The following is a 14,205-nucleotide window of genomic DNA, read 5'->3' as shown; positions in this document are numbered from 1 at the left end:
GTCATCCTTCTTTCCTCAGAGTAACACTTTATTTTGTGATTTTCATTTCCTTTACCAGCATCGCATAATGAGCCTCTGGTTCCCACTGAATGCGCTCTGATACTGCGTAAATGTCATATAATCTGAATAGATATAAGCAGGCTGGATTTTCGACCATCATCTCCTGGATTTCTTTGATGTAAGGCGCACGTCCTTTTTCTGTGGTCTCCGCCAGCAGCTTTTCAATCAACTCGTCATAACCTTCGATTTTGTTGTAGGAACTCATACCTTCAGAGCTCAGTACGCCCGTCAGTGTAGATTCGTACAAGCCAGGTTTTGTTCCCCAGTTCCAGTCGAACATGCCCGGACATTTCTTTGCGCTCTGTCCGTTTACGATGATAGCGTAGGCAGTAGTATCGTCCAGAACCTTTACCTTTACGTTGATGCCGATGTCTTCCAGATAGGAGCCTACGGCTTCCGTCACTTCCTGTGCCTTTGCGTGGTTATCGACGTCGGTCATCAGTGTCAGATCAAAGCCGTCTGCATAGCCTGCTTCGGCGAGCAGTTTCTTCGCCTTCTCCGGATCATAGGAATAGTATTTGGAAAGTTTTTCATCAAAGCCGTCATAATCCGAACGCCACAGATTGGATACTCGTTCGCCATATCCGCCCATGATGGTTTCAATAATGGTGTTTACGTCCACAGCGTAATTGAGCGCCTGACGCACCTTCGGGTTTTGCAGTTCCGGCGTCTCACACCAGTCGTAAGTGTTAAATCCGATGTACTCCGTCCGGTTCAGCCTCTTCGGGAAAACTTTGATGCCGTCAGATTTTTCAAGAGTCTCTACGGATTCATTCTGGACATTCATGATGATGTCAACGTTGCCGTTCACCATCTCTGCGATACGGGTTGCCGCTTCAGGGATGGTCTTGAATACGACGCGGTCAGCATCCGGCTCTTCTCCCCAGTATGTAGGATTCTTCTCCAGTAAAATCTCTTTGTCTGCTTCCCAAGTTTTGAATACATATGGGCCAGTGCCGATGATGTCGTTGCCAATGGCTTCTTCACCGATTTCTTCACTGTGCTTTGGTTCCAGCATCGGGACTTCTGCGATGTGTGCGGTGAAGAAAATATCCGGCTTAGAAAGGGTAAATTTCAGGGTCAGTTCGTCCACTGCTTCGTATGCTTTCACATAATCTCTGAACTCAAAGGCCTGACGCGGATGTTTGTCCGATGCGGCGCGCTTGAAGTTCCAAATGGCAGCCTCTGCATCAAAGGGTTCACCGTTGGAGAAGGTGACGCCTTCTTTCAGATGGAAGACCCACTCTGTGTCAGATACCTGTTCATAGGACTCTGCCAGCAAAGGCGAAATCTCCCAATTTTCATCATAAGTTAACAGTGTCTCACAGACATTTCTAAATATATTCGCACTGATGTCCCCTCCAACTTTATGAGGGTCCAAAGTCTGCGGATCAGAACTCTGTGCAATGGTTACAGTGGCAGGCTCATCTTTTCCCTCAGAATCAGAGCCACATCCAAATAAAGTTCCCGCTGTCAGACATAATGCAAGCAGCAGTACCAGCATTTTACTTCTTTTTACTAACATTGTTCTTTCCTCCTAATGGTTCTGCCCCAAATCTTGAAGCCCTAGCCCGGTTTGCATCGCAAACCGATGGCAGGTCTCATGCAAGAAACTCCCAAATCTTTGATTTGGTGAGTTTTACTGCTGATTTGGCTTGGCAGACCTTATGCTTTGGGAGACCTAACCCGATTCAGCAATGCGGAATCGTTGGTAGGTCCCCTGTCAAGAGTGCAGGAGCTATGCTCCGTGGCACTCGACGGCCATCCCCAAGAGAGCAAGCATTCCTGCGCCGCTCGATTGGATGGATTTAGTCGTAAGATTTAATCTACGCCGCGCAGTCTCGGATCGCGGACATCGCGCAGCCAGTCGCCGACAAAGTTGATAGAGATGCAGCCGATCAGCAATGCGATGCCCGGTATCATGGTCAGCCAGCCGGCACTGAAGATATAGTCATTTCCATTGGCAATCATATTTCCCCAGGTCGCGATGTTGGGCGGAATCCCAAGACCGAGGAAAGTCAAGGACGCTTCAGATAGTATGATGGTTCCTATGTCCATGGTCCCAAGTATGATCGCCGAATCAATGACACTAGGCAATATCTGTTTGAAAATGATGCGCCCATCGCTGCACCCGAGGGCATGGGCGGCTTTTACAAATTCTTTTTCTTTTACTGAAAGCACCTGGGCGCGAACCGTCCGCGCATAGGGCACCCAGCCCGTGATTCCAAGCACCAGGATGACATTGGTCAAGCTTGCCCCCAGGGCGGCTACCAGCAGAAGTGCCAGAAAGATAAAGGGAAATGCCAGCATGACGTCAATCATTCTGGAAATCACCACATCGATCCATCCGCCAAAATATCCGGCCAGTAACCCCAGAATCACACCGATGACCAGGCCTACAATACCAGCTACGATACCGACGATGAGAGAAATCCTGGACCCATAGATGAGCCTGGTAAGCACATCTCTGCCCAACTGATCTGTACCGAAGATATGGTCCATGGAACCGCTCTCCATCCAGCACGGCGGCGCCAGCCGCTGCGCAACATCGATATCGTTCATTCCATATGGAGCAAGGATCGGCGCGAGAACTGCCACGACAATCCAGACTGCCACTACTACAAGGCCGAACTTTGCTGTTCGCGTGCTGTGTCTTATCATCTTCCAAACATCGTTCATGCCGCGCCTCCTTTGTTTCTGTAGGATATTCTCGGATCGATCAACGTGTAACAGATATCGGCAATGCAGTTGATCAGCGAGAAAATGAGGGCGAATGCCAACGTGCTGGCTTGTATCAGTGGAAAATCATAATCCTTGATGGCTGTTACGATGAGCCTTCCCAGCCCTGGCAGGGCAAAGACGGATTCGACGACGACAGAGCCCGCAAACATATATCCGATCTGCAGCGCCACGAAAGTGACCACGGTCAGCAAAGCGTTATGTAATCCGTGTTTGACAATCACCGTGTTTTCTTTGGCACCTTTTGCCCTGGCCGTCGTGATGTAGTCCTGACGCATGACATCCAGCATAGAGGATCTGGTAAGCCTGGTCACACTGGCCCCCATACCTGCCGCTATAGCAATCACCGGCATGATTAGCTGGCTTGGCTCACCGTAACCAGATGGCGGGAGCCAGCCCAGATTCACAGAAAAAATCATGACCATCAGCAGCCCGAACCAAAAAGATGGAATGGACCGCCCTGCAACGACAAAAATGGTAACTGCATTGTCTAGGATAGAGTTTCGCTTAATCGCCGAGATGATGCCGAAGAGAATCGCCAGCGGCAGCGATACGAGAAGCGCAATGCTCTGAATCTTCAATGTCGCCGGAAGACGCTCCTGCAGCAGATCCAGCACCGGTCTTTGGAAATAATAGGAATCCCCAAAATCTCCATGTAAAATATTCGTCACGTACTCAACATATTGCTGCCAGATGGATTTGTCTAAGCCCAAAGCATGACGAACCTTCTCAAGATCTTCAAAGGTACTGTCTGGCGTCACCATCATCTTTGTCGGATCGCCCACGACTCTGAGGATGACAAAGACCAGCGTCATCACGAGGAACAATACCAGTACGGTCTGTAAAATTCTTTTTATGATATACCTTATCATTGTACATCTGCCCTCCTGGCCAAGTTGTAAACAAGCTACTTGTTATCGATGCGCTGTGCATCCGAAATATCTGCCATGATATAGGCGTAATCCCCCGGATGTACTTTGGTCATCATCACACGCATATCGAGAAATACGGTTTCTTCAAATGGTGCTTGCATTTCCTCGATGACTTCCATGGTCAGCGGATCACGGATGACAGCGATGAGAGTCCCCTTTGGCACAGTCTTGTTCACATATTCCGGGCCGACCATCGGGTAGAACATACCGCCGTTCTTAGGACGTGTGACAGAACGGGTCTTGACGATCCACTGGGTTTCAGGGATCACCGGCTCGCCCGGATACATGCCCATATCCTTCATGACGTTGAACACGCCCCTCACGCTGCTTTCGATAAATTTATCGTGTAGGGAAGCAACACCAGTGCCGATCTCGGCAACAATGGAAGGTTTGCCTTTGATAATCATATAGTCACTGAGCGTACCGGCATATGCTGCGTCAGGGCCGGCAGGTTTTCCGCCGTACATATGGACAAGGCCAAAAGTTTTTGCCATATGGTTGATTCTGCTCAGTAACTCATCGTCAGCGTCTTCGCTGGGTCCCAGTTTGGACAAGACATAATGGATCGCATCTCCATAACCGCCGCCGTGCCAGTCGATCAATGCATCCGCATAATCGCAGAGGGGCGAAACCACCGATGCCATCTGCTCCGTCACCCACCCGCGGGAATTGCCCGGATACGTTCGGTTCATGTTGTAGCAGTCCTGGGGCGTATTGCGCCAGTCCCACTCAAAAGCCAGTGGATTCTGCATCGGTACTGCGATGATCGTACCTTTCAGTTTTTTGATATCCACTTGCTCGATGACCTGACGGATCGCTTCAAATCCCGTCGTGGCATCGCCGTGTGATAAAGCGCTCAGCATCAGGGTCGGCCCCTCCTCGCTGCCGTTTACGATGTGCAGAGGCAGTTCCAGTTCTAATCCGCTTGCCAGTTTTGAAACAGGCATGCGGTAAAAGGCGTATTCCCCCGCTTTTGCCACATAACCATTGATTACTACGTCTCCCATAATTGTTTCCTCCTATAAATGCTTTGCATGTTACTACTTTTGGTAATTCCTTCATCGGTTTAAAGCTTTAAACTTCGTTTTCATCATTATAAGTCTTTTTATAAGTTTTTACAATATTCTTTTATTTTCGACATCTTTCTCCATCCCTCTATATTTTTATGAATATTTATAATAAATTCGTTATTTTCAGCAGTAATTTCTAATTTTTATAAAATTATTTGTATATTTATTTATATTTTCGATTTATTTTTTTACATTTTTCAAAATAACCCATAAGAAAAAACTATAACATTTCGTTAAAAGATTCTTTACTGCAGGGTCTATTTCCTTAAATTGGAAATCACCTTGTAAAAGAAAGGGCTGTGTGCTACAATGCAAGAAATAAAGCTAAATGAGGTAGATGATATGAATTTTAACACCTTGAGATATGTTGTAGCTGTCGCGAAAGAGCGCAGTTTCACCAAGGCTGCCAAGAGCCTATATGTTTCGCAGCCAACTCTGAGCCAAAACATCCAGGCCTTGGAAACACAACTGGGCACACCCCTCTTTGATCGAAAAAGTTATCCCATCATGCCCACTTATGCAGGAAAGATGTACATCGAATTCGCCCAACAAGTTCTATTTTCGGAGTCACAGATCAACCGCAAGATCAACAATACCATTTCCAATCCACGAATGCGCATTCGCATCGGCATCTCCCCCTCAAAGAGCGCGCTGATCATGCCAGAGCTCATCTATTCTATCCTAGAGGAGTTCCCTGACTGCATCATCTCTCTGGAAGACGGCAAGGACGAGCACGGCCTCTTCGCTATGCTGGAAAATAATGAGATTGACGTCATGATCGGCAGCCCCGTTCATAACAACGTCAGATACAAAAGTCAATTTATCGCAAATGAGCTTCTGCTCCTTGCCATCCCAAAGGCCTTTGATTTTCCTGGTAAGGCAGAGGCTCAGGTGCAAAAGAGTTATCCCCGAATCCGCATGAATCAGTTAAAAGAGCTTCCGTTTATCATCCTGCCCCTCAGCACCTTTCTGGGAGAAACGCTGCGCCTTCTCTGCGAAAAAGAAGCCTTTTCTCCCCGCTATTCTATCGAATGTTCAAACGTGCAGACCTCTTATCATCTCGCAAAACAGGGGCTGGGTATCGCTTTGATTACAGAACTGATGGCGGTAAAGAACCCTTTTAACGACGACTTAGATTACTACGCCCTGCAGTCAGGCACGCCTCAACAAGAAGTCGCCATCATAACCAACGGCGACGGCATCATGACCCATCCCGTGCAGCGATTTATAGAATTATTCAGAGAAGGGTTTCAGCATAGTATAAAATAGAAAATTCTGCAAAATAACATTGCAATTGCTATGGTTTTGAATTATCCTATTAGCATGGGCCATTACGGCACCGTAATTCCAAAATTTTGGGGAGGTAGAAAATGAAAAGAACCGCTGAAGATATTATGAAGCTCATAAAAGAAGAGGATATTAAGATGGTGGACTTTAAGATCGTCGATATAAACGGTCAGTTCCGTCATGTAACGATTCCTGCATCTCAGTTTACCGTAGACACCATGAAGGACGGCATCGGTTTTGATGCATCTAACTACGGCTATGCCGTCGTTGAAAAAAGCGATATGGTCTTTATTCCGGACCTAGACACCGCTGTGATGGATCCTTACTGCGAGATTTCCACTTTGTCGATTACTGGCAATGCGATGATCATCGATTATCCTGAGAACCGGCCATTGGATCAATATCCGAGAAACATTGTAAGGGCTGCGGAAAACTATATGAAAGACAGCGGTATTGCAGACACGATGCTGATTCTGCCTGAATTCGAATTCCATATGTTTGATGATGCTGCCTGGTCAGTCAAACCTTACGACATCAGCGCCAATCTCGACACGGAGCAGGCTTATTGGAACAGTGACTCCCAGGGACAGGGCAATGTGGTCGCCCATCAGAAACACTATCACATGGCAAAACCTTTTGACGGCACTTATGAATGCCGCTCCGAAATGTGCTTAGAGCTGGAAAAAATGGGCATCGAAATCAAATACCATCATCCGGAAGTCGGCGCTGCCGGTCAATTTGAAATTGAACCGATGCTGGGTCAGATGTCAAAGATGGCTGACGCTTCCATGATGATCAAATACGTCATACACAACACCGCGCTGAAGTACGGCAAAGTCGCGACCTTTATGCCAAAGCCGGTTTACGGCGAAGCTGGCAACGGCATGCACGTTCATATGCTCCTGCTCAAGGACGGAAAGCCTGTCTTCTCAGATGATGAAGGCTACTCCCACCTCAGCAGAGAAGCCCACTACTTCATCGGCGGACTTCTAAAGCATATTGCCTCCCTGTGCGCTCTGACCAATCCGAGCACCAACTCCTTCAAGCGCCTGGTTCCAGGCTTTGAGGCTCCCGTAACGGTTGGTTATGCCACATCAAATCGCAGCGCCGTCATCCGCATTCCGGCTTATGCCAAGACGCCGGAGCTGCGCCGCTTCGAAATCCGTAACCCGGATGCCACCTGCAACCCGTATCTGTGCTACGCCGCCATCCTGATGGCTGGACTGGACGGCATCAAAAACAAAATCGACCCGGAGAAAAACGGCTGGGGACCATATGATATGAATCTCTACTCCCTGTCCGATGAAGAGAAGGCAAAGCTGACCCAGCTGCCTACCCGTCTTGACGATGCGCTCGACGCTCTGGAGGCGGACCACGATTATCTCACAGCAGGCGGCGTCTTCCCTCTCCACCTGATAGAAAATTTTATCGCCCTAAAGAGAAAAGAATGCCTGCAGCTGGCAGCCATTCCTCATCCTGGTGAATTCGACAGATATTTCAACTTATAATTGAAGCTGATCCAAAGCTTTGCTATTCTAAATCATCAAAAGTGCCAGAAATGCGCTGTTTTAAGTACATTTCTGGCACTTTTTGATTCCAGCAGACTCATTTTAGGAGTTCTGACAGGCTGTACACGTAAATTCACACGAAAAAAGCACTGATTTTATATATAAGTATCACATCATATAATATACACTCATATAAAATCACTCTCATTTATAGGAAATAATGTCAATCAACTCTTTTTTAAAATGAAAAATCTGCCTAAAAACAATCAAAAAACGGATTTTATGGCAGATTCCGTGATTTTGCCTTTCCGATCTGAGTTATAATGCGATCACGTTGACCTGATAGCCGATCGCCTCGACAAACCGCAGCAAATCGGCCGTCTTTATGAAGATTGTCTTTTCATTGGTGTTCGGATGAAAGCTCATTCTTTCTTCGTTCATGATTTCTTTGTCGATGTAGACAGAAATATCTTTCTCCTCATTATTTAGAAGTCCGAAAGGAGAAACCACCCCTGGCGGAAGCATCATCTTCTCATAAAGGCTATCTCCGGAAGCCATTTTGATGCCTTTGCTCCCGGCAATTTGACCAAACGCGCTCATATCCAGTCTCTTATGGTCGTCCATAATCAAAAGATAATAGGCAGTCTTTTTCTTGTTTGTCAGAAACATGGTTTTGGTACGGACTCCCTCAATCCCTTCAATAAAGCTGTCTGCCTGTTCTGTCGTCAGAGCAGGTTCATGTTCGACGATTTCAAAGGGGATTTCAAGAGACGCGAGGGTTTCTTCAACTTTCTTGTACAGATTCATTTTCTAATCCTCCTACTTGTTTTTGCGTATTTGCAGTATAAACACCAGCGATGATAACGGCCGCGCCAATGGACTGATATGTTGTAAACGCTTCTTTCAGTATAACGGCTCCTGCAAAGGCTGAAACAACCGTTGCGATACCGATAAAAGATGACGTGCGATTAACTCCAATCTTCGTAATGGCTATATTTGATAAGAAAAATGCAATGGCAGAGCATCCGATTCCCTGATATAAAATTGCAGTCAAAAACCCTGAATCGTGGAACGGCAAAAGAAGCACATCAGTCAAGTTTCCTTTCACACAGCCTTCTATAAAAGCTAATAGCGTAAATACTGCTGCGCCGCATACAAGCATAACGTAAGTGATTTCCGTACCAGCAAAATCTGACGCTTTCTCAACGTATACACTGTACAGTGCGTAACAGATCACTCCCAGGAAAAGGCACAGATAGCCAGCAATCGAAAGACTTGATGATGCTCCAACTGCCAATATCGTAATAAGGACGCCAACTAACGTTATTAAGATTCCGAGAACTTGAGGTTTTGTAGGTTCCTTATGAAGGATCAAAGTGGATGCCGCCAAAGAGGCTACTGGTATACACGCAAGAAAAACCCCGCTCTCTGATGCCGTCGTGTGACTAATCCCAATCGTTTCTCCGATGAGATATAGGACAGGATTAAAAATTGCCACGGCTAATAAGGGCTTAATACTTTTCCCTTTCAGATTTATCTTAATCATGCCCGTAACTGCAAGAAGGCTCATCACGACAAAAGCGATAAAAAATCGCCAGCCGAGAAGGGATAGCGTACTTGCATCTTCTGTAGCGTCCTTCGTGAAGACATAACTGAGACCATAAAGGGTTTCTGCGGCTAAAGCACATAAGCACCCGATTAGTAAATTGTTAGTTTTTATGTTTTTTGCATTTTTCATTCTATCACCATGCTTAGAAATTATCTTTCCATTTTTCTATACTTATATTATAATATAGCCATCTCATAAAGTAAATTCAGTGTTACTTTATATAAAAATAAAGAAAACTTAACACTTGCAAAAGGAGAAAAGCAAATGGAGCGAATCAACGCTGAGGTTTTTGTTACAGTATCAAAGCTCGGAAGCTATAGAAAAGCTGCAGAAAAACTGGGGTATACGACGGCAGGAATCAGTTACATTGTTGGAAATATGGAAGAGCAGGCTGGTTTTCGTCTGTTTATACGAGAATATGGCGGTGTAAGACTGACGCCAGAAGGAGAAGCTCTACTGCCGTTTATGCAGAAACTTTTTGATTATGAGCAAACTGTAAATGAGCAGATTGACAGGATGAAAGGACTTGCGACAGGGTATATTCGATTGATTTCTTTTAATACAGTGATCGTCTGCTGGCTGCCTTCCATTTTGCGGGGATTTAAAGAAAAGTATCCGGGAATAAAAATCGAGCTGACTTCGTGTGAGGGCCCTGCCAAAGGGATCCGTATGATACAGGAGAATGACGCTGACTGCGGATTTTTGGCAACAGATACAGCTGATGATATAGAGCTGTTTAAACTGAGGGAGGAGCCAGATGTAGCGGTCGTCGCAGAAAATCACCCTATGGCGGATAAAGCAGTCTTTCCCGTGGCAGAAATGGAAAATTACCCATTTATCGGATACCCGGAAGTAGAGGCTCCTTATGTCTATAAAATGGCACGAGAACTTGGTATTAAATTCAATCAGGTGATGACGGTAGATAATGATTATGGAAATCTTTCTATGATCAGTCAAAATCTAGGATTTGGCATCTATCCGCGAATGATTGCTGAAAACTGCAGATTTCCAGTTAAAGCAATCCCTATTGATCACGGTTCATATACGCCCATATCACTTGGCGTCAGATCGTATGAAAACGGATCTCTTGCCGCTCAGGCATTTGTAGATTATGTCTTAGGTTTAGAATGGTAGGTACGCCTTAGCTATGGAAGGCGCACCTGTCCCTGAATCAGGTTCTTATAGAAATCCACTGCCCCAGGCAGGCAGTTATGCTCGATGTTCTCATTCAGCCCGTGCATGCCCTTCATCTGCTCCGGCCCGTAGATGACCGGCGCAAAACGAATACAGCTCGGACAAATCTCCTGGTAATAGTAGGCATCTGTCGCGCCGGTCATGACGTAAGGACTTACAGCAAGTCCCGGGAATGTCTCGCCAATGACCCGCTCCACCTGGGTAAAGGCCTCCCCTTTGATGTCCACCGGCTTCGAATAATCGTTGGCGCTGATGACTTCCATCTCAAGACCGTGTTTCTCCGCCAGTTTGCGCAGGATGGATAGGCTTTCTTCCATGCCTTGATGGGGAATGAAGCGTAAGTTTACGCCCAGGGTCGCTTCCTGTGGCAGCACGTTGTAGGCATCCGATCCCGACTGCATGGTAAAAGCGATGGTAGTCTGCAGCATTGCCCCTGCCTGGGCACTGATGGAACCGAGAACCGGCTTCATCAAAGGTCCAAAGAGCCAGAGATTTCCCATAACCAGCTTCAGGCCAAAAGGCGCATAGGGCGAAAGTCTCTTGAACATGGCTGAAACCTCCGGCAGGAATTTGCGCCGGAAGGGTTTGTGTTTTTCGATATCTGTCACAAAAGCAGCCAGACGTTCCACCGGGGTGTGCTTCGTAGGCGCTGCCGAATGGCCGCCGTTGCTCCTGGCCGTCAACTTAACATCCGCCTTTCCCTTCTCAAAGACACCCACCATGGCGTAATTGCCTTTGATGCCGCCGATCGGCTCTGTTATAATGCCGCCGCCCTCATCACAGACGAGAAACAATTCTACGCCGCGGCGTTTCAGCTCCTCTACGATTTTCGGCGCGCCGTCGCCGCTCCACTCTTCTGTGCAGGAGGATGCCAGATAGACATCACACGCCGGTATGTAATCCTGCGCTAGCAATTCTTCCGCTGCCTGGAAAAATGCCATCAGAGAGGCTTTGGTGTCCGACGTACCTCTGCCCCAGACTTTCCCTTCTGCAATCTGCCCAGAGAATGGCGGATAACTCCACTCCCCTTCTGCCGGGACCACGTCCTGGTGACTCATGAGCAGAATAGGCTTTTCTCTGCTCTGCCCTTTCCAGTAATAGAGCAGATTTCCGTCGAGCACGGTGCGCTCAAGCTTCTGGTGAACCAGTGGAAACTGCGCTTCCAGCACTTTGTGGAAGGCTTCGAAGGGCGCCCGCTCCGTCATGTCCTGATAGGACGTGGTATCACACCTGACCATCTCCGCCAGCTTTTCGGCCAGCATCATGGATCGGTCATCATCAGCAGGCGCAGTATAGGTAGACGCTTTCTTCGGCGTCAGCAGCGTCCGCATCAAAGCGATCAGCAAAAGCGCGATGATCGCGGCTGGTATCAGCAAAAGGTATTTCATTCTCTGCTTCCCCCTTTCTTATAGAAGAAGTATGCTACCGCGATGGCAATGGCTCCCGACGGTATAATCATAAAGCTGGTGGAACTTGTAAGTGACGGCACTAGAATAAAGAGCAGTCCCATGACCACCAGGGGAGCGGCGGCGATTTTCATATTTCCCCGGAAATATTTATAAGCCATAGCGCCGAAAAGGGCCGGCACCACGTTTTCAAAGGCAGGCTGCAAGGCAGGGCTCTGCAGGATCGGCTGCAGCGGAACCAGAAGCAGCACCCCCAGAGCCAGTACGAGAATCGTCACCAGGGAAGAGGTCGCAATAGAAAGCGTGGAGATAATCTCATTCTCCGGCGTTCCCGTTTTTGCTCCCACGATATCTCTCGCGTTGACCGCGCAAGGTATTTTCATGTTAATCAGGTTCCCCGTGATGAATGCCAGATAACCGCCGCCTGCGCCCAGCATGGGCGTGTAGATCAGAAACTCTACCACGCTGCTCACCGTCCAAACCAGGCCGACAGATAGGAATGCTTTTGCCACTGCGCCCAGATCAGGCGATGCGCCGAGAACCATCCCCATCAAAAACGGCGCGCCTACCAGCATGACCAGAACGATAACTGAACTGATGCGCCCGATGGTGTGGGTGCGGGAATTATATTGTTCAAAAGAATTGCGTTCCATTTTGTTCTTCTCCTCTCTATATAAACAGCTTGACGACCACGGCTGCAGCCATGCCGATGAGCATACTGCAGGCGATAGAAAAGCTTTCGACCCATGCCATATTCTTTTTCTCCGCCAGATAGACAAAGCCTGCCATGACGCAGCCGGAAACTGCTACCACGATCAGCGGCAGGAAACTGCCAGCAAAAGAAAACATGCCGTTGCCGGAAACAAAGCCCCCGATGTAGCTGCCAATATAAGCGGAAACCAATCCGATGAACATGGCAGTCATGGCGCTGTCACCAAAGCCTGCGCCGCCGGCGCTGTCTTTGGCGCCGCTTCCCAGCTTCTTCAGGTATTTTTTGTTGAATAGGACCGACAGAATCATGCCCCACATGATGCAGATGCTCATGAGCAAGGCGATGGTAGAAAAGCCGGAGGCCGTCATCTGGCTCACCGACAGCTCCGCCATGCCTACCTGTTCTGCCGCGGCCTGCGCCACCTGGGTTTCGTAGTGAAGGGCGCCGATGACCGACAAGCGAAGCCACGGCCACGGCGTACCGAGACTTCCTGCCAAGGCGATGACACCCAGCAAAATCCCTACACTGGGCAGCAGAGAAAAGGTGGCGCTGGAAGTGATGACCCGCTTCATTTTTGCCTTGTCCATTCCCATGGCAAGCCCTGCGCGATAAGCCCGCACCATGAAGATGACGCATAGTGCAGCGACAAACGCGATGATGCTGCCGCAGATAACGTAGATAGGGATACTGTTCAGTTGATGTAATATGTTCATTTCTTATGATCCTCCATTATATAACCCACCACTGAGGCCAACTAAATTCCTCGATATCCGAAATGCGTTCCATCCCAAGCAATGAATATGACTCCGTCTCATATTTGCATAACCAATACCCATACGCTTCTTTTTCATATTTCTGAATTGGTACATATAGATACGCGCCATCAGCGGAATACATACCACAAACGTCTATCGATTCATAATTCCTTGGAAGTGTCACGCGCTTTCTTACAGAATAATCTTCTAACGAGAAAATGTAAAAATGTTTTCCATTCTCTAGCGCAAATAATTCAGATTCATCAGGCTTTACATCACCAGTATATAGGTAATTATATCCTTTAAACCTCTTTATTTCATTTCCGGTACGAAGATCCTTTATGATAACACTGCCGCCTGTCATTTGAACAAGAAAGGTATTACTTGTCAAGGAAAAGAAGACTTTGTCCTCATAGTGGAATTCCGTTTTCCATTTTGTATATGTCTTTTCTTGCGTTTTGCTCTTCATGATATCCTCCATAAAGGGTTTATTATATTATTTAATCATGTAGGACTGCAGGCTTTTTTGACAGCCGTTTTTCTCATAGAACGTTTCCAGCCCCGGCTGTGCGCCAAAATATAGCATAGTCGGGGTATTATCTTTGGCAAGCTGTAGAAGTCTGCTGCCGATTCCCTGTTTTTGGTACTCCGGGTGGACGAGAAGTTCTGTAATGGTTCCAAAAAAATATCCGTCTGTCAGTATCCGCAAGACACCTACCAACGTCTTGCCATCATATGCCGTTATATTCTGTGTTTTCGATAATGCGGTCTGTGTTTTGTCGAGATCGTAATCTCCCGGCCAAATTTTGTTGGCGAAGGGTATAAACACCACCGCATCGAGACTTTGATCGTTTACTATGTAGTTCATCATTGATTACACCTCTTATTATCAAATTTACAAGCATTGCTTTATGTAGCCAGGCCACCGTACTC

General features: G+C 47.3%; 14 protein-coding genes. 3 read left to right on the top strand and 11 right to left on the bottom strand.

Annotation, left to right across the window (positions count from 1 at the left end; translation table 11 throughout):
• Positions 1-28: 28 nt before the first annotated feature.
• The 4 genes from BN6539_RS16930 to BN6539_RS16915 all read right to left on the bottom strand — a co-directional run bounded on the left by BN6539_RS16930 (position 29) and on the right by BN6539_RS16915 (position 4,738).
• Positions 29-1,585 (bottom strand): ABC transporter substrate-binding protein, encoded by a 1,557-nt coding sequence (locus tag BN6539_RS16930; protein ID WP_067541167.1) that lies wholly within the window; start codon positions 1,583-1,585, stop codon positions 29-31.
• Between the two features lie 296 nt (positions 1,586-1,881).
• On the bottom strand, positions 1,882-2,739 hold the full coding sequence (locus BN6539_RS16925) for an ABC transporter permease (RefSeq protein WP_067541165.1): 858 nt from the start codon (positions 2,737-2,739) through the stop codon (positions 1,882-1,884).
• Positions 2,736-3,671: an ABC transporter permease gene (locus tag BN6539_RS16920; RefSeq protein WP_067541155.1), complete on the bottom strand. Its 936-nt coding sequence runs from the start codon at positions 3,669-3,671 to the stop codon at positions 2,736-2,738. The genes BN6539_RS16925 and BN6539_RS16920 overlap by 4 nt, the downstream gene beginning before the upstream one ends.
• 35 nt (positions 3,672-3,706) lie before the next feature.
• Positions 3,707-4,738, bottom strand: a complete 1,032-nt coding sequence (locus tag BN6539_RS16915; RefSeq protein WP_067541153.1) for a succinylglutamate desuccinylase/aspartoacylase family protein — start codon at positions 4,736-4,738, stop codon at positions 3,707-3,709.
• 405 nt (positions 4,739-5,143) lie between these two features.
• On the opposite strand from BN6539_RS16915, the gene BN6539_RS16910 reads away from it, so the two are divergent.
• Positions 5,144-6,070 carry a LysR family transcriptional regulator gene (locus tag BN6539_RS16910; protein ID WP_067541149.1) on the top strand — a complete coding sequence of 309 codons (927 nt, stop codon included), beginning with the start codon at positions 5,144-5,146 and terminating at the stop codon, positions 6,068-6,070.
• A gap of 101 nt (positions 6,071-6,171) precedes the next feature.
• On the top strand, positions 6,172-7,596 hold the full coding sequence (glnA, locus tag BN6539_RS16905) for a type I glutamate--ammonia ligase (protein ID WP_067541148.1): 1,425 nt from the start codon (positions 6,172-6,174) through the stop codon (positions 7,594-7,596).
• A 318-nt stretch (positions 7,597-7,914) separates the two neighbouring features.
• Here glnA and BN6539_RS16900 read toward each other — a convergent pair whose 3' ends face one another.
• Positions 7,915-8,403 (bottom strand): prolyl-tRNA synthetase associated domain-containing protein, encoded by a 489-nt coding sequence (locus tag BN6539_RS16900; protein WP_067541146.1) that lies wholly within the window; start codon positions 8,401-8,403, stop codon positions 7,915-7,917.
• Positions 8,381-9,334, bottom strand: a complete 954-nt coding sequence (locus BN6539_RS16895; RefSeq protein WP_067541144.1) for a DMT family transporter — start codon at positions 9,332-9,334, stop codon at positions 8,381-8,383. Before BN6539_RS16895 ends, BN6539_RS16900 begins: the two co-directional genes overlap by 23 nt.
• 135 nt (positions 9,335-9,469) lie before the next feature.
• Between BN6539_RS16895 and BN6539_RS16890 the strand changes: the two genes are divergently transcribed.
• Positions 9,470-10,339, top strand: coding sequence for a LysR family transcriptional regulator (locus BN6539_RS16890; protein WP_067541142.1), 870 nt, complete (start codon positions 9,470-9,472; stop codon positions 10,337-10,339).
• Between the two features lie 11 nt (positions 10,340-10,350).
• Here the strand turns inward: BN6539_RS16890 and BN6539_RS16885 are convergent, their stop codons facing one another.
• From BN6539_RS16885 to BN6539_RS16865, 5 genes are read right to left on the bottom strand one after another with little or no spacing between them, the layout of a single operon-like run.
• Positions 10,351-11,787, bottom strand: coding sequence for a M20/M25/M40 family metallo-hydrolase (locus BN6539_RS16885; RefSeq protein WP_067541140.1), 1,437 nt, complete (start codon positions 11,785-11,787; stop codon positions 10,351-10,353).
• Positions 11,784-12,458 carry a hypothetical protein gene (locus tag BN6539_RS16880; RefSeq protein WP_067541138.1) on the bottom strand — a complete coding sequence of 225 codons (675 nt, stop codon included), beginning with the start codon at positions 12,456-12,458 and terminating at the stop codon, positions 11,784-11,786. Before BN6539_RS16880 ends, BN6539_RS16885 begins: the two co-directional genes overlap by 4 nt.
• A 16-nt stretch (positions 12,459-12,474) precedes the next feature.
• A complete protein-coding gene (locus tag BN6539_RS16875) occupies positions 12,475-13,230 on the bottom strand; it encodes a DUF5058 family protein (RefSeq protein ID WP_067541135.1) in 756 nt (251 codons plus the stop codon).
• Between the two features lie 16 nt (positions 13,231-13,246).
• Entirely contained in the window at positions 13,247-13,741 is a 495-nt protein-coding gene (locus BN6539_RS16870) for a YncE family protein (protein ID WP_067541130.1), read from the bottom strand.
• Between the two features lie 27 nt (positions 13,742-13,768).
• Positions 13,769-14,143 carry a GNAT family N-acetyltransferase gene (locus BN6539_RS16865; RefSeq protein ID WP_148484500.1) on the bottom strand — a complete coding sequence of 125 codons (375 nt, stop codon included), beginning with the start codon at positions 14,141-14,143 and terminating at the stop codon, positions 13,769-13,771.
• Between the last annotated feature and the right edge of the window lie 62 nt (positions 14,144-14,205).

It is taken from the genome of Emergencia timonensis, from assembly GCF_900086585.1.
Taxonomy (GTDB): domain Bacteria; phylum Bacillota; class Clostridia; order Peptostreptococcales; family Anaerovoracaceae; genus Senimuribacter; species Senimuribacter timonensis.
The sequence above is the reverse complement of the archived record's forward strand: the minus strand, read 5'-3'. Positions and strand labels throughout refer to the sequence as shown.